This is a genomic window from Micrococcus luteus, assembly GCF_022664405.1.
GTDB lineage: Bacteria > Actinomycetota > Actinomycetes > Actinomycetales > Micrococcaceae > Micrococcus > Micrococcus luteus.
The window spans coordinates 57,521-83,654 of the sequence record NZ_JAKRLB010000009.1; the positions used below are offsets into that span (position 1 = coordinate 57,521).

A 26,134-nucleotide genomic window follows, 5' to 3' on the forward strand; every position below is an offset into this window, starting at 1 on the left:
GTGCTCTCCTCTTGGGTTCTCGTGGACGGGGTCAGTTCGCCGACGGGGTGGCGGACACCTGGGCGTCCAGGATGTCCACGACGAACAGCAGGGGCTCGTTCTCGCCGATGGCCGGCGGGCTGCCCTGCTCACCGTAGGCCTTCTCGGCCGGGATCGACAGGAGGACGCGCGAGCCCACCTTCTGGCCGGCCAGACCCTCCTTCCAGCCCTCGATGACCTGGTTGAGGGAGAACGTGATGGCCTGGCCCGTCTCCCAGGACGAGTCGAAGACCTCGCCGTCGGACCACGTCACGCCCTCGTACTGCACGGTCACGGTGTCGTCCGCGCCGACCTCGCGGCCCTCGCCCTCGATCAGGGGCTGGACCACCAGCTCCTGGGGCGCCTCGCCGTCGGGCTTCGCGATGCTCGGCCGGCCGCTCTGCTCGTCCACGGTGACGTCGGGCAGGCGCTCGTCCCGCTCGGTCACCTCCTCGCCCTCGGCCTGCTTCGGCAGGATGGCGTCGATCTTGTAGACGAACAGCTGGGCGGGCTGCGTCTGGGTGGGGGGGGAGGCGCTCGGCGACGCGCTCTCGGTCTGCGGGACGGGGACGTCGTACTCGGGGCTGTACGCGGCGACGATCGTGCCGGCGCCGTTGCCCACCAGCATCTCGTGGATCTCCGGGTTCATGGACTTGAGCTGGTCGTCCACGGGCACGGCCTCCGGTTCGCCGCTGAAGTTCTCGGCGACCACCTCGCCGCTGGCCGGATCGACGACGGCGATCGACATCTTCAGGACGTCGCCCTCCTGCACCTGCTCCCCCTCGCCGGCGGTCAGCACGCGCGTGGTGGGCTGGTCGGTGTCGATCTCCCCGTCGATCTCGACCGTCGGCGCCCCGCTGTCGCCCTCCGTGAAGGTGACACCCGTCAGGGCGTCCGGCTCCCCCTGGCCCTCGCCGACGGCCGCCCGCTCGGGGGCGGCCGACGTGGAGGCCGACGCGGTGTCGCTGTGGGGCTGGTCCGCGCCGTCGTCGCCGGTGGCGCAGGCGGTGGCCAGCATCAGGCCCGCGGCGCCGAGGGACAGCAGCGGCAGCAGGCGGCGACGGCGGCGGGCCGTCGGGGGCTGGGGGGTCTCGAACGAACTCATGCGGGTCACCCTAACGGCGCGTCCTGGGCGTGCGCTGTCAGGCGATTCGCCCGAACAGCCGGTCGACGGCGGCCGACGACGTGTCGAACGGGTCCTTCGTCACGATCGCGTGCAGCGGATGGTCGGTGAGCTTCAGGGTCGTCCAGTCGACGGCGTAGTCCAGGCCGCGCTCCCGGGCGCGGGCCACGAAGTCCGCGCGCACGCGGGCCCGGGTGGTGGGCGGGGCGGTCTCCACGGCGGACCGGGCGGCGTCCTCGGGCAGCAGGCGCGCGACGGCGCCGCGCCGCAGCAGCATGCGGAACAGCCCCCGGTCGGGGTCGATGTCGTGGAAGGCCAGGTCCAGCTGGGCGAGGCGGGGCGCGTCCCAGCCCAGGTCGTGGTGGGCCCGGTAGTCCTCCAGCAGGCGCAGCTTGATCGCCCAGTCGATGCGGTCCTCGATGCGGGACCGGTCACCGGTGCGGACGGCGTCGAGCACCTCGCCCCACAGGGTGAGGATCTCCCCCACCCGGTCGTGGTGGGCACCCTCCGCGGCGACGAAGGCGCGGGCCCGCTCGAGGTAGTGCTCCTGCAGCTCGAGGGCGGAGGCCTCCCCCTCCCGGAGCGCGATGCGGGCCGTGCCGGTGAGGTCGTGGGAGATCTGCCGCACCGCACGGGTGGGGTGGGCGACGACGCGGTCCCCGAGCGGGAAGCCCGCCTCGATCATCCGCAGCAGCAGGTCGGTGGTGCCGAAGCGCAGCAGGTGGGTGTGCTCGGAGAGGTTCGTGTCCCCCACGATCACGTGGAGGCGCCGGTACTCGGAGGCGTCCGCGTGCGGCTCGTCCCGCGTGTTGATGATCGGCCGGGACCGCGTGGTGGAGGAGGACACGCCGTCCTGCACGAAGTCGGCGCGCTGGGAGAACGCGAAGTGGGCCGGGCCCTCGCCCTCGGGCCACGTGCCGGCGGGCACGACGCGGCCCGCGCCCACGAGGATCTGCCGGGAGACGAGGAACGGGACGAGCGCCTCGGTGAGCCGCCGGTACTCGGTGCGCCGGCGCAGCAGGTAGTTCTCGTGGGAGCCGTAGGAGCTGCCCGAGGAGTCGGCGTTGTTGCGGTAGAGGTGGATCCGGCCGCCGACCCCGTCCGCGGCCATGCGCTCCTCGGCCTGGACCACGAGGTCGTGCAGCAGCAGGTCCCCCGCCCCGTCCGAGGCGATGAGCTCGTCGAGCGTCGAGCACTCGGCGGTCGCGTACTCGGGGTGGGACCCGACGTCGAGATAGAGCCGGGAGCCGTTGGACACGAACACGTTCGAGGACCGCCCCCACTCGACCACGGGCCGGAAGAGGTAGCGGACGACCTCTTCGGGGCTGAGCGGGCGCCCCTGCGGGTTCCAGTGCTGGACGCCGTACTCCGTCTCCAGCCCGAAGATCCGGCGGGCGCGGTCCGCGTCGGTCACTGGCCGCCCTTCTGGACGAAGCCCTTGACGAACTCCTCGGCGTTGGACTCCAGCACCGAGTCGATCTCGTCCAGCAGGCTGTCCAGGCCCTGGTCCTGGGCCGCGGGCTTCACGTGCGCCTGGCCCGCCGCGGCGCCGGTCTCGTCGTCGCCGCCGGACGGGCGTGGGCGGATCTGCTCCCGGGACATGGTGGCCTCCTCGTGCGTCGACGCGGGTCGGTGTGCTCCGTCCGCGTCCACCCATCCTGCCCCACGCGCGGGCCACGTTTCAGCCCCACGTCCCCGGGTTGCCCCGCGCTGGCAGGATGGGGGCATGCGTCTGTGGACCCTTCACCCCCGCCACCTCGACCGTCAGGGCCTGACGGGCGCCTGGCGCGAGGCCCTGCTCGCGCAGGCCGTCCTGGCCGGCCGCACGCGCGGGTATCGGGACCACCCGCAGCTGCTGAGGTTCCGGGAGCACCCGGACCCGTCCGGCGCGATCGGCGCGTTCCTCTCCGGCCTCGAGGCCGAGGCCACGGCGCGCGGCTATCGCTTCGACCACTCCCGGATCGACCGGCCGTGCCCCGCCCCCGACGGCGCGGTGCGCATCCCGCCCGCCGGTCTCGCACCGATCCCGGCCACCACGGGCCAGCGCGACCTGGAGTGGCGTCACCTGTGCGCCAAGCTGGCCGCGCGCAGCCCCGCCTGGCTCGAACGGTGGTCGGACACGCCCGTCCCCGACGTGCACCCGCTGTTCACGATCGTCCCGGGGCCGGTCGCCTCCTGGGAGCGCGCCTGAGGGCGGGCCGCGGTCGGGCCCGGTCTGGCACGGTGGGCGCATGATCCGCGACGAGAGCATCGAGAGCTATCTGGGGCGCCTCGCCTCCGGCGAGCCCACCCCCGGCGGCGGCGCGACGGGCGCGCTCGCGGTCGCCGAGGGCGCCGGACTGCTGGCCATGGCGGCCCGGTTCAGCGCGGCCGAGGAGGACGCCCGGGCATCGGAGGGCCTGATCGCGGCGTGCCTCGGCCTCGCCGACGGCGACGAGCGGGGCTTCGGCGCCGTGGCCGAGGCGTTCGGGCTGCCCCGCGACACCCCGGAGGACCGGGCCCGGCGCTCGGCCGCGATCCAGGCCGCCCTGGCCGAGGCCGTCCGGCCGCCCCGCGGGATCGTCGACGTCGCCGAGCGTGCGCTGGACCTGGCCGAGCGTGTGCTGGACGCGGCGAACCCGAACGTGCTCTCCGACGTCGGTGCGGCGCTCGGCTGCGTCCGGGGCGGCCTCACCGCCGCCGCGGTCACCCTCGAGACCAACCTGGGCCCCCTCCGCGACGAGGGCCTGGAGGGCGTCCTGCGCACCGACGTCGACCGGGCGGACCGTCTCGTCGCGCGGGCGGACGCCCTGCTGGGCCGCGTGCGCGCGGCCGTCGCGGGCTGAGCGCCCGCCCTCGCCTCAGGCCCGCGCGCCGAACAGCGGCGGCAGCGTGGCCACGAGCGCCTCGTCGTCGGGCCGGGGCGCGGCGGCGTCCTCCCACCAGCCGGGCAGGTCCACGGCGGCGCCGACCAGCGGCTCGGCCAGGTGCAGCCGGTGCACCCGCTCCCCCGCCCCGCGCAGCAGCAGCGTCTCCCACGCGGCGCCGGCCACGCGGTCACCGTGGCGGCCCACGAGGTTGCCGCGGGTCCACGCGCGGGTGGCCCGCGGCGGCGTGGCGACGGCGGCACGGATCTCCGCCTCGTCGGCGAGCGTCCGGAGGGCGCCGGCGGCCACGAGGCGGCGGTGCAGGGAGCGGGCCGGGCGCAGGTCGGCGTACTGCAGGTCCACCATCGCGAGGCGGGGGTCGGTCCAGTCCGCGCCCGTGCGGGCCCGCAGGCCCTCGAGGACGCGCAGCTTGGCCGCCCAGTCGGCGCGGTCGCTCAGGGACAGCGGATCCGCGGTGGCGTCGTCGAGGTCGATGGCCCAGGCCTCCAGCACCTCGCGCGTCTGCGGATCCGTCACCCCGAAGGCGGCGCAGTGGGCGCGGGCCGCGTCCAGGTAGGACCGCAGGATCTGCAGCCCGGTCCAGTGCCGGCGCACGGGGCCGTCCGCGGTGCGTTCGAGCAGCGGCACCGTGGCCCGCAGGCCCGGGTCGTGGCTGATCGTCTGCAACGCGGCCACCGGGTCGTCCAGGGTGAGCCGGGGCGCGGTCCCGGCCTCGGCCATCGCGAGGACGAGCGCGGTCATGCCCATCCGCAGCCACGTGGCGTGCTGGCTCAGCGTCGCGTCGCCGATGATCACGTGGAGCCGGCGGTAGGCCTCGGGACGGGCGTGCGGCTCATCCCGCGTGTTGACGATCGGCCGGTGGATCGTGGTCTCCAGCCCCACGGGCTCCTCGAAGTAGTCGGCCCGCTGGGACAGCTGGAAGCCCGGCCGCTCCCCCGCCGGGCCGAGTCCCACGCGGCCCGCGCCCACGAGCACCTGCCGTGCCGCGAAGAACGGCAGCAGGACGGCGGTGAGCTCCTCGAAGTCGAGGGACCGGGCCACGAGGTAGTTCTCGTGCGCGCCGTAGGACTGGCCCTTGCCGTCCACGTTGTTCTTGTAGACCAGCACCTCCGGGGCGCCGTCGGCCTGGCCGATGTGCTCGGCCGCCGCCTGGGCGACCAGGTCCCCGGCGGCGTCCCAGACCATGGCATCCCGCGGGGTGGTCGTCTCCGGCGACGAGTACTCCGGGTGGGCGTGGTCCACGTACCAGCGCGCGCCGTTGGCCAGCACGGTGGACAGCAGCAGGTGCACGGGCTCCCCGTCCGGGCCCACGAGCGCCTCGTCGGTCAGCTGCGAGGGATGCGCCGCCGAACGCGGCAGCCGCCAGCCGCGCGCGTCCACGAGCGGCGACTCCCCCGTGTAGTCCCACTCCGTGCCGGCCACCGTCGAGCCGGACCGGGTCACCAGGTCCGCGTACGCGTTCACGAGCTCGACCGAGAGCACGCTGTGGTGCGCCCCCGGGTTGGCCGGCGCGTGGATGCCGAACTCGGTCTCCGTGCCCATCACCCGGTGCACGCCCCAGCCGGCGGCGTCCCGCCCGTTCGGGGGCACGGCCGCGCCGTGGAACAGCCGGCGCTGGCCCTCGAAGGCGGGGGTCGGGCCGACGTCGACGGCGACGGCCCGGGTGAAGCCGTCCGCGGCCCCGCGGCCGAACGCGCTCATGCCCCGACCCCCCGGACCATGCGCAGCGAGCGCAGCCGAGGACCGCGCCAGCCGGAGGTGCGCGCCCACTCGGCGGGCGCGACCGTGGCCAGCAGGTCCGTCTGGTCCTCCAGCACCGCGGCCACGGCCTCGCGCAGGTGGCCCTCGCGGACGCCGAGCGCGGCCGGGGCCTGGCCGGCGGCCAGGTAGTCGCGCACCGCGTGCCGCTTGGCGCGGTCCACGACGTCGGCCACCACGGCGCCCGAGACGAGGTCGGCCAGGTGCAGGGCGTGGGTCGTGCCGGACACGTCCGTCAGCTCCGCCAGCGCGGTGTCCGCGCCGCGGTCGTAGAGGGCGGCGACCGTCCGGGCGATGAGCGTCGCGCGGGCCGCGTCCGCGGAGCCGGCCGCGACGACGTCGTCGGCGTGCAGGGGCACGTCTACGGTGAGGTGCTTGGCCATGATCTCCGCGGCGCCGTCGGCGTCGGGACGGTCCACGCGGATCTTCACGTCCAGTCGGCCGGGGCGGAGCACGGCCGGGTCGATCATGTCCTCGCGGTTGGAGGCGCCGATGACGATCACGTTCTCGAGGGCCTCGACGCCGTCGATCTCGGTGAGCAGCTGCGGGACGATCGTGGTCTCCACGTCCGAGGAGACGCCGGAGCCGCGCGTGCGGAACAGCGACTCCATCTCGTCGAAGAAGATGACCACGGGGAAGCCGGCGTCGGCCTTCTCGCGGGCCCGGTCGAAGATGACGCGGATCTGCCGCTCGGTCTCGCCCACGTACTTGTTCAGCAGCTCGGGTCCCTTGACGTTGAGGAAGAACGAGCGCTCGCCGTCCGCGCTGCGGGCCGAGAGGGCGTTGGCCACGGCCTTGGCGAGCATGGTCTTGCCGGTGCCGGGCGGGCCGTACAGCATGATCCCCTTGGGGGCGCGCAGGCCGTGCTCGCGGTAGACCTCGGGGTGCAGGAACGGGATCTCGACGGCCTCGCGGATCCGGTCGATCTGCGGGCCGAGGCCGCCGATGTCCTCGAACGTGACGTCCGGGACCTCTTCCAGCAGCACCTCGTCCACCTCGGACAGCTCGACCCGCCGCAGCGCCCATTCGACGCGGGCGTCCACGGTGACGGCGTCCCCGTGGCGCAGGTCGACGCCCTCCAGCGCGGGCGCGCGCCGCACCACGCGCTCCTCGTCCGCCGTGCCGGCCAGGACGAGGCCGCCGTCGGGCAGCGCCTCCTTGACGCGCAGCAGCTGACCCGACCCCGTGCCCGGGGCGACGCCGACGATCGAGCTGGACTCGTCCAGCAGCACCTGGGCGCCGGGGGTGAGGCGGGCGGCGTCGAGCAGCGGGGAGACCGTCACGCGCAGCCGCCGGCCGTTCTGCACGACGTCCGCTCCCCCGCGCACCACGGCGCCGGTCTCCACGCCCTCCTCGGGCTCGCGCGGGGCGTGGACGGCCTCGAGGGTGGCGAAGGTGAACGGCGGATGCGTGACGGCGTCCAGGTTCTCCTTGAGCGTCGTGATCTCGGCGCGCGTGGCCTCGAGCAGCTCGACCATGCGCCGGTTGTTGCGGGCGGCCGTCTGCGTCTGGGCCTCGGCCGCCCGACGGCGTTCGCTCAGGCCGGCGGCGTGCCGCTGGGCGGACTGCAGCTGGTGCCGCAGCCGTTCGGCCTCGGCCTGGGATTGCCGCAGCAGCTCCCGCGCCTCGGCGAGGCGCTGCTCGGCGTGCTCCGTGCCTGATTGCGCGTGGTGGTCCACCGGTGCTCCGTCCACTCAGTCCTGCTCCCCGGTCGGGGTCCTCCCACCGTACGCGTCCACGCCCTGCTCGGCGGCGCGTGACCGCGCGGCCATGAGGCGGGCCTCCTTCGCCGCCTTGCGCGCCTTCTTGTCCGTGACCGGCCGTTCGCCGAGGGCCTCGGGCGTCCACCGGGCCTCGTCGGCCGGCTGCCAGGCCTCGACGTCCTCGGCCTTGAACTCGGAGACCTTGGAGCGCTTCTTCAGGCGCAGCGCCTCCTCGCCCGAGGCCAGGCGGCGGGCCGTGAGGAGGAAGCCGGTGTGCGCGACCATGCGGTGGTCGGGGCGCACGGCGAGCCCGTCCAGGTGCCAGCCGCGCACGAGGGTCTCGTTGGCCTCGACCTGCGTGAAGCGGCCCGAGTCCCGGATGGCCTCGGCCACGCGGGAGAGCTGGGTGGCGGTGGCCACGTAGTTCAGCCACACACCGCCGGGGGCCAGGACCTCGGCGACGGCGTCGAGGCATTCCCAGGGGGCCAGCATGTCCAGGACCACCCGGTCCACGGAGCCCGGCTCGTGGACCTTGGGCATCTCCTCCTGCGCGTCGCCGAGGTGCACCGACCAGGCGGGGTGCTCGGCGCCGAAGAAGGCCTCCACATTGGCCCGGGCGACGTCCGCGAACTCCGGGCGGCGCTCGTAGGAGTGCAGGCGACCGTGGTCGCCCACGGCGCGCAGCAGGGACATGGACAGGGCGCCGGAGCCCACGCCGGCCTCGACCACGACGGCGCCCGGGAAGATGTCCGCCTGCTGCACGATCTGCGCCGCGTCCTTCGGGTAGACCACCGTGGCGCCGCGGGGCATGGACAGGACGAAGTCGTTCAGCAGGGGGCGCAGCACCTGGTACGGCTGGCCGGCCGAGTTCTCGACCACGACGCCCTCGAAGCCGCCGATCAGGTCGTCGTGCCGCAGCACGCCCTGGTAGCTGTGGAACTCCCCGCCGGGCAGCAGGGTGATCGTGTTGAGGCGGCCCTTCGCGTCCTTGATCTGCACGCGCTGGCCGGCCCGCAGGGGGCCGCGGCGCGCGCTCACGCCGGTGGGTTCGGTCATGGGGGGCTCCTTCGGTTCAGGGACGCCGCGTCGCGTCGACGGCGGCGAGGATCGTCTCGCGGGGCACCACGGAGCGCACGAGGCCGTGCGCGTCGGTCAGCACCCACACGGGGGTCTGGGGGTCGGCCAGGCGGGCGGCCAGGTCGGGACCGGCGGCGGGGACGTCGTCGCGGACGAGGACGGCCTCCGGGGCCAGCGCGACGGCGACCGCGGCCAGGGCGGTGGTCGTGCGGCGCGCCGGGGTCAGGCCCGCCGCGGCCGTGAGGTCCAGCACGCCGCGGGGCCGACCGGCCCCGTCCACGGCCACGACGGCGCGGCGGCCGCCGTCCGCCTGGGCCAGGGCCTCGGCGACGCTGAGGTGCTCGGGCAGGGCGATGGCGGGCGCCTCGACCTGCTCGAGCCGCAGGGCCTCCAGCCGGCGGCTCCAGCGCCCGTGGCGCACGGCGTCGTCCGCGCCCCGCCACAGGGTGAGGGCGACCCAGGCCACCAGGAGGACGACGAACAGGTCCGGCGCGCGGCCCGCGAGGGTCGGGGGGCCGAGCACCGCCGCGAGGACGCCCACCGCGACGACGCGCCCGGCCCAGCCGGCCGCCTCGACGCCACGGGCCCGGGAGCCGGTGGCGGCCCAGACGGCGGACTCGACCATGCGGCCGCCGTCGAGCGGGGTGCCCGGCAGCGCGTTGAACGCGGCCAGGAGGAGGTTGGCCCACACCGTGACCTCGAGCAGCAGGGCGGGAACGGACGGGCCGGGCACGGCGCGGGCCGCCAGATGGGCGAGGCCCGCGAGCACGAGGTTCGCGGCGGGGCCGGCCATCGCGGTGAGGACCGTGTCCAGCGGTCGAGCGGACGGGCTGCGGAACTGGGTGTGCCCGCCCCACAGGGTGAGCGCGATCTCCTCGGTGCGCTGGCCGAAGGCGCGGCCGGTGAGGGCGTGGGCGGCCTCGTGGACCAGGACGGAGAGGGCCAGGAGCACGGCGTACCCCAGGGCGACCCCGTAGGCGACGCTGCCGATCGCGGGCAGCGCGCGCTGGATCTGCGGGCCGAACGCGAGGGTGATGACCGCGGCGATCAGGAGCCAGGACCAGGACAGGCGCACCGGCGCGCCGGCGATCGTGCCCAGCCGGACGGAGGCGGGCCCGCTCATCCGGCCCCGTCCGCCCCGGGCCCGCGCGCGGCGGCGATCCGGCGGACCGCGGCGAGGTCGGCCGGCGTGCGGCCGGCGAGCGTCGTCCACTCGACGGTCGCGAGCCCTGCCGGCAGCGGCAGCACGCTGGGCACGCCGACCGTCGGCAGGCCCGCGGCCACGGCCGCGCCGACGCCCACCGGGGAGTCCTCGACCGCCACACAGTCGGCGGCCGTCAGCCCCGGTGTCCGCTCGGCCAGCAGCTGCAGGCCCAGCCGGTACGCCTCCGGGTCGGGCTTGCCCCGGGAGACCATGTCCCCCGAGACGACGACGTCCAGCGTGCCCGCCGGCGCCCGCTCGGCCAGCGCGCGGGCCAGCGGGGCATGGGACATCGTCACGAGGGCGCCCGGCACGCCGGCCTCGGCGAGCGCGACGAGCAGCTCCCGGGCGCCCGGCCGCCACGGCACCCCGCTGACGACCCCCTGGACGACCTCGTCCATCGTCAGGTCGATGATCCGCTGCACGGGCAGGTCCAGCCCGGCCTCCTGCAGACGGCGCGCTCCCTCGTCGAGGGGGCGTCCCACGAGGGAGGCGGCCAGGTCCTCCGACCAGGTGCCGCCGTGCTCGACCACCAGCCGACGCTGGACGGCGTTCCACAGGGGCTCGGTGTCCACGAGGGTGCCGTCCATGTCCCACAGGACGGCGCGCGGCAGGCGGCGGGCACGGTCGTCCGGGGCGGGCGCGGGGTGGCGGGGCATGGAGTGCATCCTATCGAGCGCCGCCGCCGGGGTGTGCGGGGCGGGTCGCGGGCCGTGGCCCCGTCGTCGGGCCGTGTCTAGGCTGGCCGCCATGACCGACGCTACCTCCGAGGACCAGCCGGACGACGTCCTGGGCCCGCTGCGGACCCACCTGACGGCGACCGTGGACGAGCTCGAGGCCGGGCGGCGGGCCCCCACGGTCCTGTTGCTGGCCTTCGAGGGGTGGAACGACGCCGGGGAGGCCGCGACCGGGGCCCTGGGCGCGCTGCGGGAGCAGTGGGACGCGGCGGACGCGGGACGGGTGTGCGACGGCGAGTTCTACGACTACCAGGTCACTCGACCCCTGGTCCGGCGCGACGCCGACGGGCTGGGGACGCTGGACTGGCCGGCGGTCACCCTGCACGAGGCGCTCCTGGACCGTGAGGGTCGGCCCGTCGCGGGCGAGGCTGCCCCGCCGGACGGGGTGCGTGTGCTCCTCGCCGTCGGCGTGGAGCCGAACGTGCGGTGGCGCGCGTTCCTCGAGGAGCTGTTCACGGCGGCCGACGCGCGTGACGTGGACGCCGTCGTGACGCTGGGCGCGCTGCTGGCGGACGTGCCCCACACCCGGCCCCTGCGCGCCCGCCCGACCTCGCCGCTCGTGGACGTGCGGGTGGCCGTCGGCGCGGACCGTCCGGTCTACGAGGGGCCCACCGGGATCATCGGCGTCATCGCGGACGAGGCCGCGCGCCGCGGCCTGCCGAGCCTCTCGCTGTGGGGGACGGTGCCCCACTACGTGGCCCAGGCGCCCTCCCCCAAGACGCTGCTCGGGCTGGTCGAGGCGGTCGAGGACCTGCTGCACGTGAGCGTGTCCACGCGCGGGCTCGAGGACGACGCGAGGGCCTGGCAGCGCGGCGTGGACGAGCTGGCCGCCGAGGACCCCGACGTCGCCGCCTACGTCCGGCAGCTCGAGGAGGCCCAGGACACCCAGCAGCTGCCGGAGGCCTCGGGCGAGTCGATCGCGCGGGAGTTCGAGCGCTATCTGCGCGGGCGCGGCGGACGCTGACGCCCGGCCGCGCCCGGCGGGGTCAGCGCAGGCGCAGACCCAGCAGCGCCGCCACGACGTCGACCACCGGCAGCGGGTCGGCGGCGGCCTCGGCCAGGCCCGGCAGGGTGCCGGCCGCCCATGCGTCGATGGCCTCCAGCGCGCGGGGGGCGTCGAGGTCGTCCGAGAGCGCCGCGTGCACCGCGTCCAGCACGGCGACGCCGGCGGCGGCATGCGGTCCGTCCAGGGCGGCGCGCCAACGGGCCACCCGCGCCTGGGCGTCGGCCAGCACCTGCTCGGACCACTCCCAGTCCGACCGGTAGTGGTGCGCGAGGATCGCCGCGCGGACGGCCACCGGCTCGACGCCCCGCGCCCGCAGGCGGGAGACGAGTTCGAGGTTGCCGAGGGACTTGGACATCTTCTCGCCGTCCAGGGCCACCATGCCGGTGTGCGCGTAGGTGTGCGCGAGCGGCAGGCCGTCGACGGCGGTGGCGTGCGCGGCGGAGAACTCGTGGTGCGGGAACCGCAGGTCGGAGCCGCCGCCCTGCACCGTGAACGGAGCCGGCAGGTGGGCCCGGGAGATCACGGAGCACTCGATGTGCCAGCCGGGCCGGCCGGAGCCGAGCGACCGCCCGTCCCAGGCCGGCTCGCCCTCGCGGTGCACACGCCACAGCAGCGGGTCCAGCGGGTCGCGCTTGCCGGGGCGGTCGGGATCGCCTCCCCGCTCCGGGAACACCGCGGCCATCTCGTCCAGGCCCATCGCGGAGACCTGCCCGAGACGCCAGTCGGTCGCGGACTGGGCCGCGCGGACGTCGAAATAGACGTCCCCGTCGGGCTCGCCGTCGCCGCCCGGCACGCGGTAGGCCCGGCCCGCCGCCAGCATCGTCTCGACGGCGTCCACCACCAGGCCCACCGCCTCGGTCGCGCCGACGTAGTGGTCCGGGGCGAGCACCTCGAGGGCGGCCATGTCCGCACGGAACAGGTCGGTCTGCTCCTCGGCGAGCGCGCGCCAGTCGACGCCGGTCGCCTCGGCCCGCTCGAGCAGGGGGTCGTCCACGTCGGTCACGTTCTGGACGTAGGCGACCTCGAGACCGGCCGCGCGCCAGTAGCGGTGCAGCAGGTCGAAGGCCACGTAGGTGCTCGCGTGGCCGAGGTGCGTCGCGTCGTACGGGGTGATCCCGCAGACGTACAGCGAGGCGCGCTGGGCGTCGTTGCCCGGATGCCGGGTCCGTCCCGTGGCGGTGTCGTGCAGCCGCAGCCGGTCGGGGCGGCTCGGCACGGCGGGCGGGGCGGGGGTGCTCCAGGACTTCACGGGACTCCTCACATCGGGGTGGTTCGGCGGTGCCGGGCCGTCATGCCCGGCGGCGGGAGCGGGCTCAGGCGTTGATGACGCCCGCGCCCAGCAGGGCGAACAGGACGCCGCCCAGGAGGATGCGGTACCAGACGAACGGCAGATACGAGTTGGTGCTGATGAAGCGCATGAGCCAGGCGATGACCGCGTAGGCCACCACGAAGGCGATCGCGGTCGCGACCAGCGTCTCCCCCATGCCGTACGGACCCTGCGTGCCGGGATCGGTGAGCGAGGTGTACAGCTTGTACAGGCCGGAGGCGAACACGGCGGGCACCGCCAGCAGGAACGCGTAGCGGGTGGCGGCGGGCCGGGTGTAGCCCATGGCCAGGCCGGCCGCGATGGTGCCGCCGGAGCGCGAGACGCCCGGGATCAGCGCGAGGGCCTGGGCCAGGCCGTAGAGGACGCCGTCCCGCACGGTGAGCTTCTCGAGCGGCTTGGTCTGACGGCCGAGCCGGTCCGCCAGGGCGAGCAGGACGCCGAACACGATGAGCATGGTCGCCGTGATCCACAGCGAGCGGAACTCCGTGTCGATCCAGTCCTCCAGCAGCAGGCCCAGGACCGCGATCGGGATCGAGCCCACGATGATCAGCCAGCCCATGCGCGCATCGGGGTCCGAATGCGGGATCCGCCCCGTGACCGCGGCGCACCACCGGCCGATGATGCGGGTGATGTCGCGCCAGAAGTAGATGAGGACCGCCAGCTCCGTGCCGAGCTGCGTGATGGCCGTGAAGGCCGCCCCCGGGTCGGTCGCGGAGGGCAGGAACTCGCCCACGATGCGGATGTGGGCGGAGGAGGAGATGGGCAGGAACTCCGTGAGGCCCTGCACCAGGCCCAGGATGATGGCTTCGATCCACGTCACGGAGGGTCACTGTACGCCACGGCCCCGGGTGGGAACCCGGGGCCGTGCGATCCGTCACGAGCAGGACGGTCAGTCGTCGTCGTCCTCGTCGTCGAAGAGGTCGAGCGGGGTGACCTCCTCGGTGTCCGCGTACAGGGCGTCCTCGTAGGCCTCGAAGGCGTCGGCCACGGCGAAGAAGGCGGCTTCGACGGCGGGGTCATCCTCGCCCCGCTTGTTCTGCGCGGCCACGAGGTGTTCGTTCAGGGCGGTGGTGAGGGCCTCGAGGGCCATGCGGGCGTCAGAGCTCATGGGTGAACGGTAACCCGGTGGCCGGTGACGCGGCCAGGGGTGGGCCGTACGGGACCGGCCGCCGGACCCGACGCCGTCTGCCAGGATGGGCGGGTGCGTGAACAGCTGATGTCCTCGACCCTCGACGCGATCTCCCGCGGACAGAAGTGGGAGTACCTGGTGATGACGGTCGCCGCCCACGAGTCCCTCGCCGACGCCCGACGGCGCCTCGTGGAGCACGCGGAGTACGGCCAATGGGAGCTGCAGCGCTCCGTGCACTACCGCGACGGGGCGCGCCGCTACTGGATGCGCCGCCGGGTGATGCGCGTGGCCTCGACCCTGCAGACCCTCTGAGGCGCGGGCGCGACGACGCCGCCCCGGCCGTCGTCGCCGCCCGCGGCCCGGATCAGCGCGGCTCCAGCATCCGCTCGAGCACCCGGCAGCCGAACTCGAGCGCGTCCACGGGCACCCGCTCGTCGATGCCGTGGAACAGGGACGTGAAGGCCAGGTCGGCGGGCAGGCGCATGGGCGCGAAGCCGTAGCCGGTGATGCCCAGCCGGGAGAGGGACTTGTTGTCCGTGCCCCCGCCGAGCATGAACGGCAGCACCTGGGCCTCGGGGTCCTCCGCCTGCAGCGAGGCGATCATCAGCTCCACCAGGTCCCCGGAGAAGGGGGTCTCCAGGGCGACGTCCCGGTGCTCGGGTGCGATGGTCACGTCCGGGCCGGCGAGCTCGGCGATCGTGGCGAGGGCGGACTCCTCCTCCCCGGGGATCAGGCGCACGTCCACGGTGCCGGTGGCCGAGGACGGGATGACGTTGTGCTTGTAGCCGGCGGTCAGCCCCGTCGGGTTGGACGAGGTGCGCAGGGTGCCGGCCACCCAGGACCGGGCCTGCCCGAGCGCGTCGAGCTGCGGCGTCGGGTCCGCCTCGTCGAAGTCGACGCCCATGATCTCCGCCACCTGTTCGAGCAGCGCGCGCGTGGTCTTGGTGTACACGAGCGGCCACTCGTGCCCGCCGATGCGGGTCATGGCGCCGGCCAGCCGGGTGACCGCGTTGTCCGGGTGCGGGGCCGAGCCGTGCCCGGGGGCGCCCTGTGCGGTGAGGTTCAGCCAGGCGAGCCCCTTCTCCGCGGTCTGCACGAGGTAGGCGCGCGAGCCGTGCACCTCCGTGGAGAAGCCGCCCACCTCGGAGATCGCCTCGGTGCACCCGTCGAACACCTCGGGGTGGTGGTCCACAACCCAGCGTGCGCCGTAGACGCCGCCGGCCTCCTCGTCGGCGAAGAACGCGACCGTCAGGGGGCGCCGCGGCCGGCGGCCCGTGCGGGCCAGGTGCAGCAGCACCGCGAGCACCATGGCGTCCATGCCCTTCATGTCCACGGCGCCGCGCCCCCAGATCATGCCGTCCTTGAGCTCGGCGCCGAACGGGTCCACGCTCCACTCGTCCGCCTCGGCGGGGACCACGTCCGTGTGCCCGTGGATGACGAGCCCCGGCGCCTCCGGATCCCAGCCCGGCAGATGCCCGACGACGGAGACCCGGCCCGGCGCCGACTCGAAGAAGCGGGGGGTCATCCCCGCCTCGGCCATGAGCCGGGCGCAGTACTCCGCGGCCTCGGGCTCACCGACGGAGACGTTGCCCCCGCGGTTGGTCGTGTCGATCCGGATGAGGTCGCGGCAGATCTCCACGACGCGGTCCTCGGGGCGCGAGCGGGCGGGGTTCACGATGTTCTCGACCATGGTTTTGAGCCTAGCCCGAACCCGTGCTATCTTTCTCAAGTTGCCCGGAGCGGGACGGACCGGACAGGGCCGGAACGCGGTGGGCGACGGAGCCTCTCCCAGGGTTCCACCGATGAGCGCGAGTGGCGGAATTGGTAGACGCGCAGCGTTGAGGTCGCTGTGTCCGCAAGGACGTGGGGGTTCAAGTCCCCCCTCGCGCACCGCTCGTCGAGCAGCAGGGCCCCGGTCGTCACGACCGGGGCCCTGCGCGTTCCCCCGTCCGGCGTCCCCTCTAGAGTGGTGTCCGTGCGACGGCAGGCGCCGTCGGTGGAACCGCACGACGGCATGGAGGACCCGATGGCCCTGGAAGCCCCCGCACTGCTGCATCGGCTCGCGCGAGCCCACGGGGTGCAGCCCGAGTACGTCGGGCAGGACGGCTCGGCCCAGACCGTGCCGGACGAGGCCCTCGTGAAGGTGCTCGCCGCCCTCGGGGTGTCGGTCCGACCGGACGGGGTCGCCGCTCTGGCCGAGGCGGTGGAGGAGGCGGAGACGGCCCCCTGGCGGGACGTGCTCCCGCCCACCGTGGCCGCCCGGTCCGGTCACCGCCTGTCCGTGCCGTGCCACGTGGCCGCAGGGGAGCCGGTCGCGGCCCGCGTGCACACGGAGGACGGGCAGACCCTCGACGTGAGCGTGAGCGAGCCGGTGTCCGAGGTCCGCCTGGTCGACGGCGTCGAACGCGAGCGCGTCCACGTGCAGATCCCCGCCGACCTCGCCCCGGGCTGGCACCGGCTGGAGGTGACCAGCGGCTCCGGCTCCACCGCCTCCGCGGTCCTGGTCTGCGCCCCGACCCGGCTGAGCACGCCGCGTCCCTTCCTCGAGCGCCGCGGCTGGGGCGCGGCCGCGCAGGGCTACTCGGTGACCTCGGCGGACTCGTGGGGCATCGGAGACGCGGCGGACATGGCGTCCCTGGCCGAGATCGTCGCCCGGCACGGTGCCGACTTCCTGCTGCTGCACCCCCTGCACGCGGTCGAGCCCGGCCCCCATCCGGCGGACTCCCCCTACTCCCCCGTCTCCCGTCGGTTCCTCTCGGCGCTGATCGTGCACGTGCCCTCGATCCCCGAGTTCGCCGACCTGCCCGCCGCGGAGCAGGCGGAGCTGCGGTCGGCCGGCGCCCGCGTCCAGGCGGAGCTGGAGCGCACCGGCCGGATCGATCGGGCCGCCGTCGCCGCCGTCCTGTGGCCCGCGCTGCGCCGCGTGCACGAGGTGCCCCGCTCCCCCGAGCGCGAGGCCGCCTACGCGCGGTTCCGCGCCGAGGCCGGCCCGGGCCTGGACGACTTCGCCCTCTGGTCCGTCCTGCGCCTGGACGGCGACGGCACCGGGCCCGATCTCGCCGACCCGGCCTGGGCGCCGGGCGGGGTCGAGGCCGAGCGGGTCCGCGTCGAACGCGCGACCGACGTCGACCTGCACCGCTGGGTGCAGTGGATCGCCGCCGAGCAGCTCGCCGGCGTGCACCAGCGGGCCCGGGCGGCCGGCATGCGCATGGGCGTCATGGTGGACCTGGCGGTCGGGGCGACCCGCGAGACCGCGGACGCGTGGATGCTCGGGGACGTGCTGGTGCCGACCATGTCCGTCGGCGCGCCGCCCGAGCTGTTCAACCAGCTGGGCCAGGACTGGTCACAGCACCCCTGGCATCCGCGCCGCCTGGCCGAGACCGGCTACGCCGCGTTCCGGGACATGCTGCGCACGGTGCTGCGCGGCGCGGGCGGCATCCGCATGGACCACGTCCTGGGGCTGTTCCGCCTGTGGTGGATCCCGGAGGGCGCCGGTGCCACCCAGGGCGCGTACGTCGAGTACGACCACGAGGCGATGCTCGCCGTGCTCACGCTCGAGGCCGAGCGGGCCGGCGTCGTCGTGGTGGGCGAGGACCTCGGCACGTTCGAGCCGTGGGTGCAGCGCCGCCTGGCCGAGGCCGGCGTGCTCGGCACGTCGATCCTCTGGTTCGAGCAGGAGGACGGCGAGCCCACCCCGCCGGAGCGCTACCGGCGGCTGGCCATGGCGGCGGTGAACACGCACGACCTGCCGCCCACGGCCGGCTACCTCGAGGGCGTCCAGGTGGACCTGCGCGAACGGCTGGGCCTCTACACCGTGGACGTCGCCCAGGAACGCCGCCGGTCGGCGGAGGAGGTGCGCGCGTTCCTCGCCGCCGCGGCCCGGCGCGGGCTGCTCGCCGAGGCGGACGTGGACGTCCCCGACGCCGGCCCCGAGGTGCGCGAACGCCAGATCGTGGCCCTGCACCGCCTGCTCGCGCAGGCGCCCTCGGCCCTGCACAGCGTGGCGCTCGTGGACGCCGTGGGCGAGCGGCGCATCCAGAACCAGCCCGGCACCCTCCAGGACCAGTACCCGAACTGGACCGTGCCGCTCGGCGACGGCGCCGGACGGATGGTCTCCGTCGAGGACCTGGCGGACTCGGCGTCGGCGGCCCGACTGTTCGACGCCGTGGACGCCGAACTGCGGTCGTCCGTGCCGGTGGGGATCGGGGTCAGCCTGCACACCTCCCCCCTGGCCCAGCCCGGCCGCGGCGACGCCGGCGGCATGAACGTCTACGTGCGGCAGGCCGCCGTCGCCCTGGCCCGCCGGGGCGTGCGGATGATCCTGCTGACCCGGGCGGAGGAGCCGGTGGGAGCGGACGGCGCACGGGTCCGGATGGTGGACGCCGGCGGGCAGGCCCCGCCGGTCACGGTCGTGGACCTCGCCGCCGGGCCGTCCGCTCCCGTGCCCAAGGAGGAGCTGGCGGGACTCGGCGCCGAGTTCACCCGCGCGGCCCTGGACTGGCTCGCCTCGGACGCCGTGCCGGGCGGCCCCGTCCTCGGTGGCGCGGACGCCCCGCCCGTCGCGTTCGTGCACGGCCACTACTGGCTCTCCGGGTCCACCGCCGCGGCGCTGGCGCGGGCGGCCCACGCCCCGTACCTGCAGACCATGCACACCACGGCGGCGGCGAAGATGCTCGAGGACCCCGAGCTGCGCGAGCCGGACGCCCGGGTCGAGGCCGAACGCGGAATCGTCGAGCGGGCCGACCTGCTCGTGGTCAACTCCGCCGCCGAGGTCGCCGACCTGCGCGAGCTGCTGGACGTGCCCCGCGCCCGCACCCGGGTGCTGCCCCCCGGGGCCGACCTCGAGACGTTCACGCCGGACGGCGCCGCGCAGTGGCCGGGCGCGCCGGAGGACGACGGGGCCCTGCGCGTCCTGTTCGCCGGTCGCGTGCAGCGTCACAAGGGCCCGCACCTGCTCGTGTCCGCCCTCGGGGTGCTGCGCGAGCGGGCCGGTGGCGCGGGCGTCGACCCGGGCGTGCGCCTGCATGTGAACGGGGCCGCCTCGGGGGACAACGGACTGGACCTGGCGGGACTGGCCGCGCGGGAGGGGGTCGCCGACCTGGTGACGTTCTCCGGGCCGGTGCCCGCGCCTGCCCTGGCCGCCCAGTTCCGGGCGGCGGACGTCGTGGCGATGCCGAGCGCGTCCGAGACCTACGGCCTGGTCGCCCTCGAGGCACAGGCCTGCGGCACGCCCGTGCTGGCGCACCGGGTCGGCGGACTGGTCTACGCGGTCCTCGACGGCGTGTCCGGCCGCCACGTGACGGCGGGCACCCCCGAGGCGTGGGCCGAGGCCCTGGCCGAGATCCTGGCGGATCGTGATGCCTGGGCGGCACTGGGGACCGGCGCCGTGCGCCACGCCGCCGGTCACTCGTGGGAGGCCTACGCGGACGGGCTGCTCGAGGCCGTCGCCGCCGTGCCGCGGCGGTCGCCCGGGCTGGACGCCTGACCGCCCGAACGCACCGGCCCGCCGAGACAGCGAGTCTCGGCGGGCCGGTGCGCGGGCCCGGGGGCCGTCAGGACTCGAGCGGAGTGATCTCCCCGGAGAAGTGCGGGCGCCGGCGCCGCGCATCCCAGCCGTACACGCGCGTGCCGCCGTCAGGCCCGGGCTCGTAGCGGACGGCCACGGTGGTCGGCAGCACGACGGGCGCCTCGAAGTCGATGTGCCAGCGGAACCCGGCGCCGGCCGGCTCACGGCCCTCGAGCATCCGGGCGGCCAGGAACATCCCGTGGGCGATCGCGCCCTTCATGCCGAACAGTCGAGCCGAGACGCCCGTCAGGTGGATCGGGTTCCAGTCCCCGGAGACGCCCGCGTACCGGCGTCCGGCCCCCGTCCCGAAGCGCCACTGGGCGGTCGGCGTCGGGGGCACGAAGTCCGGGCGGGCGGGCCGCTCGGGACGCAGGCCGGAGAGGTGGACGCCCTTGGCGAGGTACCGGGAGACGCCCTCCCACAGCAGTGCCTCCCCGCCGTCGTCGCCGGGCCCCTCGACGGTCACGACGACGTCCACGGCGGTACCCGCGTGGTGCGGGACGAGACCCACCGCACGCGCGGTGACGCGCAGCGGGGTCTCCGCCGGGACGGGCCGGTGGTGCAGGACGGTGTTGCTCAGGTGCACCAGCCCGGGCAGGGGCAGCGGGAACTCGGGGTCGGCCATCAGCTCCATCGCCGCGCCGAACACCTGGGTGTGCACCAGGACCGAGGGCAGGTCCGCCGGATCCGCGGACCCGACGGCCCCGCGCCACGCGGTCACGGCCTCGGCCGGGATGCGGTGGCCGGTCACGACCACCTGACGGTCCGGGAGCTCGCGGGGACGGCGCCGACGGACGACGGCGTCCGTGGCGGCCCGCCCCGCGGCGCGGACGTAGAGCCGGCCGAGGGAGGGCGGGGCGGACAGCTGCGTGGTCTGCATCCTCACGCCCCCAGCTTCGACTGGCCGCAGACCCGCAGCGTGGCCCCGTTGGTGCCTCCGGCGGCGTCCGAGGCGAGCCAGGCCACCGTCTCGGCCACGTCCTGCGGCAGACCGCCCTGCTGCAGCGCGTTGAGCCGCCGGCCCACCTCGCGCGTGGCGAGCGGGATCTTCGCGGTCATCTCGGTCTCGATGAAGCCCGGGGCCACCGCGTTGATCGTGCCCCCGCGGGCCGCGAGGACCGGGGCGGACGCCGCCGTCAGGCCGATGACCCCGGCCTTCGAGGCCGCGTAGTTCGTCTGGCCGCGGTTGCCCGCGATGCCGGAGATGGAGGCCAGGCCCACGATGCGCAGCCCCTGACCCGCCACGTCCCGGGCGTCCTCGGCGAGGAACGCCTCGTTCATGGCCAGCTGGGCCGTGGTGTTCACGGCGAGGACGGAGTCCCAGCGCGCGGCGTCCATGTTGGCCAGCATCCGGTCCCGGGTGATCCCGGCGTTGTGCACCACCACGTCCATCCGGCCGTGCCGGGTGCGGCAGTGCTCGAGGATGCGAGCGCCCGCGTCCGGCGCCGTGATGTCCAGGGCGAGCGCCGTGCCGCCGACCTCGTTCACGACCTCGGCCAGCGCCTCGCCCGCCGCCGGGACGTCCACGCCGACGACCACGGCCCCGTCGCGGGCGAGCGTCCGCACGATGGCGGCGCCGATGCCGCGGGCGGCACCGGTGACCACGGCGACCTTGCCGGCCAGCGGGCGCGCCGCGTCGGCGGGGACAGCGCCGTCGGCGGTGGCGACGGGCACGAACTGGCCGGAGACGTACGCCGCGCGGCCGGAGAGCAGGAACGCGAGCGCGCCGGCCGCACCGGGGGCGGTGAGCGGCACGCCCTCGCCCAGGACCAGGCCGTTGGCCGTGCCGCCGCGGCGCATCTCGTGCGCGATGGAGCGGGTCAGGCCCGTCACGCCCTGGCGGGCGGCGCGCAGGGTCGGGTCCGTGGCGGCCTCGGGGTCCTCGAACACCGTCACCACGCGCGAGGAGGAGCCCAGCGAGCGCAGCGCGCCGCCGATCTCCAGCGCCACCGCGCCGAGGTCCGCGGGCGTGGCGACCCCGTCGAAGCACGCGACGATCGCCGCGTGGCGGGCGCCCTCCCGGGGGGCGTCGGCGACCTCGAGGCCCCACGAGGCCAAGAGGGTGCGGGCGTCCGCGGCTGCGGGGGTCGCGCCCAAGACGAGCACGGAGCCGGGCAGCACGGGGTCGCCGGGGGTGTGCCGGCGCAGCTCGACGGGCTGAGGCAGGCCCAGGGCGCCGGTGAGGCGGCGGCCCAGGGGCGAGGCGACGAAGGTGCCGTAACGGTCGGTCATGGTCGGTCCTCTCGGGTCGGGTCGGTCGGGGCTCAGCGGCCGCGGAGCAGGGCGACGATGCCCTGGCCGCCGGCGGCACAGACGGAGATGAGGCCGAGGGAGCCCTCCCCCTTCTCATGCAGCATCTTGGCCAGCAGGGCGACGATGCGGCCGCCGGTGGCGGCGAAGGGGTGACCGGCCGCCAACGAGGAGCCGTGCACGTTGAGCCGGGCGCGGTCCACCGAGCCCAGCGCACCCGGCAGCCCGAGGCGCTCGCGGCAGTACTCCTCGTCCTCCCAGGCGGCGAGCGTGGACAGGACGGTGCCGGCGAACGCCTCGTGGATCTCCACGAAGTCGAGGTCGTCGAGGGTGAGCCCGTGCCGGGCCAGCAGGCGCGGGACGGCGTAGGCGGGGGCCATGAGCAGGCCCTCGTGTCCGTCGACGAAGTCCACGGCGGCGTTCTCCATGTCCACGAACTCGGCGAGCACGGGCAGTCCGCGCTCGGCGGCCCACTCCTCGGAGGAGAGCAGCACCGCGGAGGCGCCGTCGGTGAGCGGGGTGGAGTTGCCGGCCGTCATGGTCGCCTCGTCCCCCAGCTGGCGGCCGAACGCGGGCTTCAGGCCGGCCAGCTTCTCCGGCGTGGAGTCGGGGCGGAGGTTGTTGTCGCGGGCCAGGCCGTGGAACGGGGTCACCAGATCGTCCATGTACCCGGCGGCGTAGGCGGCGCCGAGGTTCCGGTGGGAGGCCGCGGCGAGCTCGTCCTGGGCCTGACGGGTGATGCCCCACTTGTGGGTGGTCAGGGCCTGGTGCTCGCCCATGGACATGCCGGTGCGCGGCTCGCCCGCGCCGGCCGGCTCGGGCACGAGCTGCCCGGGGCGCAGCTGGGCGAGGGCGCGCAGGCGGTCCTTCGTGGTCTTGGCGGTGTTGAGCTGCAGCAGCACGCGGCGCGCGCCGTCCGAGAGCGAGACGGGCGCGTCCGAGATCGAGTCCACGCCGCCGCCGATGGCGGAGTCGAGCTGGCCGAGCCGGATCTTGTTGGCGAGGGTGCCCAGGGCCTCCATGCCGGTGGCGCAGGCCACCTGGACGTCGGCGGCCGGGGTGGCGGCGGAGAGCGCGGAGCCCAGGACGGCCTCGCGGGTGAGGTTGAAGTTGCGCGGGTGCTTGAGGACGGCGCCGGCGGTGACCTGGCCGATGCGCTCGCCCTGGAGCCCGAACCGCGCGACGAGGCCGTCGAGCGTGGCCGTGAGCATCTCCTGGTTCCCGGCCTCGGCGTAGGCGGTGTTGGCACGGGCGAAGGGGATGCGGTTGCCGCCCAGGATGACGGCGGGGCGCAGCGCTCCACCGGCGACGGCGGGGCGGGAGGCGGTCTCGGACGCGGGGGTCTCGTGGTGGGTCATGACGGTCCTCTCGACGGCGGGCCCACCGCCGACGCGGCGGGGGCGTTTCCACCCCGGACGATACGGACATCGGCGGGGTGGGTGACTGTGACCCACAGTACCTGATACGCTCGGTTTCGTGAACCCCGTTACGTCCACCGCCCGGGACGGTCGCAGCGTCCGCTGGGACCGGCACCGCGCCGAGCGCCGTCTGGAACTGGTCCGGGCCGCCCGGTCGGCCGTGCACGCCCTGGGCGCACACGCCTCGATGGAGGAGATCGCGTCCCACGCGGGCACCTCCAAGACCGTCTACTACCGCTATTTCGGCGACCGCGAGGGCCTGCGCCTGGCGGTGTCCGAGCGGGTCACCGCCCACATGGAGCGCCGCCTGCTCGAGGTCGCGGACGAACCGGTCTCCGAACCCGAGGCGCTGCGTCGCATGGTCGAGGTGTACCTCACGGTCGCGGCGACGTCGCCCGAGGTGTACGCGTTCGCCGTCGCCCCGCCCCCCGCCGCGGCCGAGGCCCCTGTGCTGGGCCCGTTCCTCGAGCGCGTCTACGCCGTGCTCGAGTCGGGCCTGGCGCGCGGGATGGCCGCGCGGGGCCACGCCCCGGCGCCGGCGGACCCGCTCGCCCTGTGGCCGCGCGCCGCCGTCGGCCTCGTCCGGGCCGCCGCCGAGACCTGGCTGCGGACCCCGGCCGCCGGTCGCATCCCGGTCGAGGCGATGGCCCGCGCCATCGCCGACTGGCTGCTCACCGGCCTCATCGGCGCCGCGCCCGGCGCCTCCCTCGAACCCGCGGCGGCGGACGCCGACCGCGCCCGCCCCCACTCACGAACAGGAGCATCGTCATGACCGTCCACGAGAAGCTCGCCCCCCAGTCCTCGACGCCCAGCACCGAGGTTCCCTCCGACGTCGCCGAGATCGCGCCCGAGCGGCCGACGCCCGGCTCCCTCGACGCCGCGGCCCTCGAGGAGGCCCTCCTCGGCCGTTGGGCCGCGGAGCGCCGCGAATCCCGCGAACTCGCCAAGGACCCCGCCCTGTGGCGCGACCCGCTGCTCGGCATGGACGAGCACCGCGCCCGCGTCCTGCGGCAGCTGGGCGTCCTCGTGGAGCGCAACGCGGTCCACCGCGCCTTCCCGCGCGAGTTCGGCGGCGAGGACAACCACGGCGGCAACCTCGCCGCCTTCGGTGACCTCGTGCTCGCCGACCCCTCCCTGCAGATCAAGGCCGGTGTGCAGTGGGGCCTGTTCAGCTCGGCGATCCTGCACCTGGGCACCGCGGAGCACCACCGTCGGTGGCTGCCGGGCGCGATGGACCTGAGCGTCCCGGGCGCCTTCGCCATGACCGAGATCGGGCACGGCTCGGACGTCGCCTCGATCGCCACGACCGCCACGTACGACGAGGCGACCCAGGAGTTCGTCATCCACACCCCGTTCAAGGGCGCCTGGAAGGACTACCTCGGCAACGCCGCGCTGCACGGCAGGGCGGCCACGGTCTTCGCGCAGCTGATCACCCGGGGCGTCAACCACGGCGTGCACTGCTTCTACGTCCCCATCCGGGACGAGGAGGGTGCCTTCCTGCCCGGCGTGGGTGGCGAGGACGACGGCCTCAAGGGCGGACTGAACGGCATCGACAACGGCCGTCTGCACTTCACCCAGGTCCGCATCCCGCGCACCAACCTCCTCAACCGCTACGGCGACGTGGCCGAGGACGGTACCTACTCCTCGCCCATCGCCTCCCCCGGGCGTCGCTTCTTCACGATGCTCGGCACGCTCGTCCAGGGCCGCGTCTCCCTGTCCCTCGCCGCCACCACGGCCTCCTTCCTCGGCCTGCACGGTGCGCTGGCCTACGCGGAGCAGCGCCGCCAGTTCAACGCCTCCGACCCGCAGCGGGAGGAGGTGCTGCTGGACTACCAGAACCACCAGCGCCGCCTCATCGACCGCCTGGCCCGCGCCTACGCGGACGCCTTCGCCTCGAACGAGCTCGTCGAGAAGTTCGACGACGTCTTCTCCGGCCGCTCCGACACGGACGTGGACCGGCAGGAGCTCGAGACGCTCGCCGCGGCCGTCAAGCCGCTGACCACGTGGCACGCCCTGGACACCCTGCAGGAGGCCCGCGAGGCGTGCGGCGGCGCCGGATTCCTCGCCGAGAACCGGGTGGCCCAGATGCGTGCCGACCTGGACGTGTACGTCACGTTCGAGGGCGACAACACGGTGCTCCTGCAGCTGGTGGGCAAGCGTCTGCTGACCGACTACTCGAAGGAGTTCGGACGTCTCAGTGTGGGCGCCGTCTCCCGCTACGTGGTCCATCAGGCCTCGGACGCCCTCCACCGTGCGGGCCTGCACAAGGCCGTCCAGTCCGTGGCCGACGGCGGGTCCGAGCGCCGCTCCGCGAACTGGTTCAAGGACCCCGCCGTGCAGCATGAGCTGCTCACCGAGCGCGTCCGCGCCAAGACCGCCGACGTCGCCGGCACCCTCTCGGGGGCCCGGGGCAAGGGCCAGGCGGCGCAGGCGGAGGCGTTCAACACGCGCCAGCACGAGCTCATCGAGGCCGCCCGCAACCACGGCGAGCTGCTGCAGTGGGAGGCCTTCACCCGCGCCCTGGAGGGCATCACGGATGAGACCACGAAGACCGTCCTGACGTGGTTGCGCGACCTCTTCGCGCTGCGCCTCATCGAGGACGACCTCGGCTGGTTCGTGGCCCACGGCCGCGTCTCGAGCCAGCGCGCCCGGGCCCTGCGCGGCTACGTCAACCGGCTGGCCGAGCGGCTGCGCCCCTTCGCCCTCGAGCTCGTCGAGGCGTTCGGCCTCGAGCCCGAGCACCTGCGCATGGCGGTGGCCACGGACGCCGAGACCCAGCGCCAGGAGGAGGCCCACGCCTGGTTCACGGCCCGCCGGGCCGCCGGCGAGGAGCCGGAGGACGAGAAGGCCGTGCGCGCCCGCGAGAAGGCGGCGCGGGGTCGCCGCGGCTGACCGCGTCCGTCCCCGGACGCACCGGGCCCCCGTCACCTCGCGGTGGCGGGGGCCCGTCTGCG

At 75.2% G+C, this 26,134-nt stretch carries 22 protein-coding genes and 1 tRNA gene; 8 read left to right on the forward strand and 15 right to left on the reverse strand.

All coding sequences use genetic code 11. From position 1 onward, the window contains the following. Nucleotides 1-31: 31 nt before the first annotated feature. From MF605_RS05755 to MF605_RS05765, 3 genes are read right to left on the reverse strand one after another with little or no spacing between them, the layout of a single operon-like run. Complete coding sequence (locus tag MF605_RS05755; protein WP_134416992.1) at nucleotides 32-1,123, reverse strand: FKBP-type peptidyl-prolyl cis-trans isomerase; 1,092 nt, start codon at nucleotides 1,121-1,123, stop codon at nucleotides 32-34. 37 nt (nucleotides 1,124-1,160) lie between these two features. After that, a complete protein-coding gene (gene pafA, locus MF605_RS05760; protein WP_134416991.1) occupies nucleotides 1,161-2,555 on the reverse strand; it encodes a Pup--protein ligase in 1,395 nt (464 codons plus the stop codon). Further along, nucleotides 2,552-2,743, reverse strand: a complete 192-nt coding sequence (locus tag MF605_RS05765) for a ubiquitin-like protein Pup (RefSeq protein WP_061867274.1) — start codon at nucleotides 2,741-2,743, stop codon at nucleotides 2,552-2,554. Before MF605_RS05765 ends, pafA begins: the two co-directional genes overlap by 4 nt. A 124-nt stretch (nucleotides 2,744-2,867) precedes the next feature. On the opposite strand from MF605_RS05765, the gene MF605_RS05770 reads away from it, so the two are divergent. Beyond that, a complete protein-coding gene (locus tag MF605_RS05770) occupies nucleotides 2,868-3,332 on the forward strand; it encodes a pyrimidine dimer DNA glycosylase/endonuclease V (RefSeq protein ID WP_036336875.1) in 465 nt (154 codons plus the stop codon). Nucleotides 3,333-3,372: 40 nt separating this feature from the next. Further along, entirely contained in the window at nucleotides 3,373-3,966 is a 594-nt protein-coding gene (locus MF605_RS05775) for a cyclodeaminase/cyclohydrolase family protein (protein ID WP_061867273.1), read from the forward strand. Nucleotides 3,967-3,981: 15 nt separating this feature from the next. Here the strand turns inward: MF605_RS05775 and dop are convergent, their stop codons facing one another. The 5 genes from dop to MF605_RS05800 are packed head-to-tail and all read right to left on the reverse strand — an operon-like array spanning nucleotide 3,982 to nucleotide 10,406. Beyond that, nucleotides 3,982-5,709, reverse strand: a complete 1,728-nt coding sequence (dop, locus tag MF605_RS05780; RefSeq protein ID WP_061873144.1) for a depupylase/deamidase Dop — start codon at nucleotides 5,707-5,709, stop codon at nucleotides 3,982-3,984. Next, complete coding sequence (gene arc / locus MF605_RS05785) at nucleotides 5,706-7,460, reverse strand: proteasome ATPase (RefSeq protein ID WP_061867271.1); 1,755 nt, start codon at nucleotides 7,458-7,460, stop codon at nucleotides 5,706-5,708. Before arc ends, dop begins: the two co-directional genes overlap by 4 nt. Further along, nucleotides 7,461-8,525: a tRNA (adenine-N1)-methyltransferase gene (locus tag MF605_RS05790; protein ID WP_012750880.1), complete on the reverse strand. Its 1,065-nt coding sequence runs from the start codon at nucleotides 8,523-8,525 to the stop codon at nucleotides 7,461-7,463. 16 nt (nucleotides 8,526-8,541) lie between these two features. Then, a complete protein-coding gene (locus MF605_RS05795; protein WP_061867270.1) occupies nucleotides 8,542-9,669 on the reverse strand; it encodes a site-2 protease family protein in 1,128 nt (375 codons plus the stop codon). After that, nucleotides 9,666-10,406: an HAD family hydrolase gene (locus tag MF605_RS05800; protein ID WP_049147716.1), complete on the reverse strand. Its 741-nt coding sequence runs from the start codon at nucleotides 10,404-10,406 to the stop codon at nucleotides 9,666-9,668. Before MF605_RS05800 ends, MF605_RS05795 begins: the two co-directional genes overlap by 4 nt. Before the next feature lie 91 nt (nucleotides 10,407-10,497). Between MF605_RS05800 and MF605_RS05805 the strand changes: the two genes are divergently transcribed. Next, a complete protein-coding gene (locus MF605_RS05805; RefSeq protein WP_036315178.1) occupies nucleotides 10,498-11,448 on the forward strand; it encodes a proteasome assembly chaperone family protein in 951 nt (316 codons plus the stop codon). 22 nt (nucleotides 11,449-11,470) lie between these two features. Here the strand turns inward: MF605_RS05805 and mshC are convergent, their stop codons facing one another. From mshC to MF605_RS05820, 3 genes are all read right to left on the reverse strand, one after another. Next, entirely contained in the window at nucleotides 11,471-12,739 is a 1,269-nt protein-coding gene (gene mshC, locus MF605_RS05810) for a cysteine--1-D-myo-inosityl 2-amino-2-deoxy-alpha-D-glucopyranoside ligase (protein ID WP_061867269.1), read from the reverse strand. A 64-nt stretch (nucleotides 12,740-12,803) separates the two neighbouring features. Then, nucleotides 12,804-13,637, reverse strand: coding sequence for an undecaprenyl-diphosphate phosphatase (locus MF605_RS05815; RefSeq protein ID WP_041103813.1), 834 nt, complete (start codon nucleotides 13,635-13,637; stop codon nucleotides 12,804-12,806). Nucleotides 13,638-13,706: 69 nt separating this feature from the next. Continuing rightward, nucleotides 13,707-13,925 (reverse strand): hypothetical protein, encoded by a 219-nt coding sequence (locus MF605_RS05820; protein ID WP_036315190.1) that lies wholly within the window; start codon nucleotides 13,923-13,925, stop codon nucleotides 13,707-13,709. 93 nt (nucleotides 13,926-14,018) lie between these two features. Here MF605_RS05820 and MF605_RS05825 point away from each other — a divergent pair, with 93 nt between their 5' ends. After that, entirely contained in the window at nucleotides 14,019-14,258 is a 240-nt protein-coding gene (locus MF605_RS05825; protein WP_036315193.1) for a DUF5703 family protein, read from the forward strand. A 52-nt stretch (nucleotides 14,259-14,310) separates the two neighbouring features. On the opposite strand, the gene MF605_RS05830 is transcribed toward MF605_RS05825, so the two are convergent. Further along, nucleotides 14,311-15,636 carry a M20/M25/M40 family metallo-hydrolase gene (locus MF605_RS05830; RefSeq protein ID WP_061867268.1) on the reverse strand — a complete coding sequence of 442 codons (1,326 nt, stop codon included), beginning with the start codon at nucleotides 15,634-15,636 and terminating at the stop codon, nucleotides 14,311-14,313. 116 nt (nucleotides 15,637-15,752) lie between these two features. On the opposite strand from MF605_RS05830, the gene MF605_RS05835 reads away from it, so the two are divergent. Together MF605_RS05835 and malQ are read left to right on the forward strand one after the other, a co-directional pair. Then, nucleotides 15,753-15,836, forward strand: a tRNA-Leu gene (locus MF605_RS05835). 85 nt (nucleotides 15,837-15,921) lie between these two features. Further along, nucleotides 15,922-19,431, forward strand: a complete 3,510-nt coding sequence (gene malQ, locus MF605_RS05840) for a 4-alpha-glucanotransferase (protein ID WP_061867267.1) — start codon at nucleotides 15,922-15,924, stop codon at nucleotides 19,429-19,431. Between the two features lie 67 nt (nucleotides 19,432-19,498). Here the strand turns inward: malQ and MF605_RS05845 are convergent, their stop codons facing one another. From MF605_RS05845 to MF605_RS05855, 3 genes are read right to left on the reverse strand one after another with little or no spacing between them, the layout of a single operon-like run. Further along, nucleotides 19,499-20,392 carry a MaoC family dehydratase gene (locus MF605_RS05845; RefSeq protein ID WP_061867266.1) on the reverse strand — a complete coding sequence of 298 codons (894 nt, stop codon included), beginning with the start codon at nucleotides 20,390-20,392 and terminating at the stop codon, nucleotides 19,499-19,501. A 2-nt stretch (nucleotides 20,393-20,394) separates the two neighbouring features. After that, nucleotides 20,395-21,744 (reverse strand): 3-oxoacyl-ACP reductase, encoded by a 1,350-nt coding sequence (locus MF605_RS05850; RefSeq protein WP_036383386.1) that lies wholly within the window; start codon nucleotides 21,742-21,744, stop codon nucleotides 20,395-20,397. A 32-nt stretch (nucleotides 21,745-21,776) separates the two neighbouring features. Next, entirely contained in the window at nucleotides 21,777-23,120 is a 1,344-nt protein-coding gene (locus MF605_RS05855) for an acetyl-CoA C-acetyltransferase (protein WP_061867265.1), read from the reverse strand. A gap of 118 nt (nucleotides 23,121-23,238) precedes the next feature. Here MF605_RS05855 and MF605_RS05860 point away from each other — a divergent pair, with 118 nt between their 5' ends. Both MF605_RS05860 and MF605_RS05865 read left to right on the forward strand, forming a co-directional pair. Continuing rightward, complete coding sequence (locus MF605_RS05860; RefSeq protein WP_036383382.1) at nucleotides 23,239-23,952, forward strand: TetR/AcrR family transcriptional regulator; 714 nt, start codon at nucleotides 23,239-23,241, stop codon at nucleotides 23,950-23,952. Continuing rightward, complete coding sequence (locus MF605_RS05865) at nucleotides 23,949-26,072, forward strand: acyl-CoA dehydrogenase family protein (RefSeq protein ID WP_134416990.1); 2,124 nt, start codon at nucleotides 23,949-23,951, stop codon at nucleotides 26,070-26,072. Before MF605_RS05860 ends, MF605_RS05865 begins: the two co-directional genes overlap by 4 nt. Nucleotides 26,073-26,134: the final 62 nt, after the last annotated feature.

Coding starts and splice junctions, on each gene's coding strand:
- MF605_RS05775 (WP_061867273.1), top strand. CDS start 3,373: ATGATCCGCGACGAGAGCATCGAGAGCTATCTGGGGCGCCTCGCCTCC.
- MF605_RS05800 (WP_049147716.1), bottom strand. CDS start 10,406: ATGCCCCGCCACCCCGCGCCCGCCCCGGACGACCGTGCCCGCCGCCTG.
- MF605_RS05820 (WP_036315190.1), bottom strand. CDS start 13,925: ATGAGCTCTGACGCCCGCATGGCCCTCGAGGCCCTCACCACCGCCCTG.
- MF605_RS05765 (WP_061867274.1), bottom strand. CDS start 2,743: ATGTCCCGGGAGCAGATCCGCCCACGCCCGTCCGGCGGCGACGACGAG.
- MF605_RS05795 (WP_061867270.1), bottom strand. CDS start 9,669: ATGAGCGGGCCCGCCTCCGTCCGGCTGGGCACGATCGCCGGCGCGCCG.
- dop (WP_061873144.1), bottom strand. CDS start 5,709: ATGAGCGCGTTCGGCCGCGGGGCCGCGGACGGCTTCACCCGGGCCGTC.
- MF605_RS05790 (WP_012750880.1), bottom strand. CDS start 8,525: ATGACCGAACCCACCGGCGTGAGCGCGCGCCGCGGCCCCCTGCGGGCC.
- MF605_RS05850 (WP_036383386.1), bottom strand. CDS start 21,744: ATGACCGACCGTTACGGCACCTTCGTCGCCTCGCCCCTGGGCCGCCGC.
- MF605_RS05805 (WP_036315178.1), top strand. CDS start 10,498: ATGACCGACGCTACCTCCGAGGACCAGCCGGACGACGTCCTGGGCCCG.
- MF605_RS05830 (WP_061867268.1), bottom strand. CDS start 15,636: ATGGTCGAGAACATCGTGAACCCCGCCCGCTCGCGCCCCGAGGACCGC.
- MF605_RS05845 (WP_061867266.1), bottom strand. CDS start 20,392: ATGCAGACCACGCAGCTGTCCGCCCCGCCCTCCCTCGGCCGGCTCTAC.
- MF605_RS05855 (WP_061867265.1), bottom strand. CDS start 23,120: ATGACCCACCACGAGACCCCCGCGTCCGAGACCGCCTCCCGCCCCGCC.
- MF605_RS05770 (WP_036336875.1), top strand. CDS start 2,868: ATGCGTCTGTGGACCCTTCACCCCCGCCACCTCGACCGTCAGGGCCTG.
- MF605_RS05755 (WP_134416992.1), bottom strand. CDS start 1,123: ATGAGTTCGTTCGAGACCCCCCAGCCCCCGACGGCCCGCCGCCGTCGC.
- MF605_RS05865 (WP_134416990.1), top strand. CDS start 23,949: ATGACCGTCCACGAGAAGCTCGCCCCCCAGTCCTCGACGCCCAGCACC.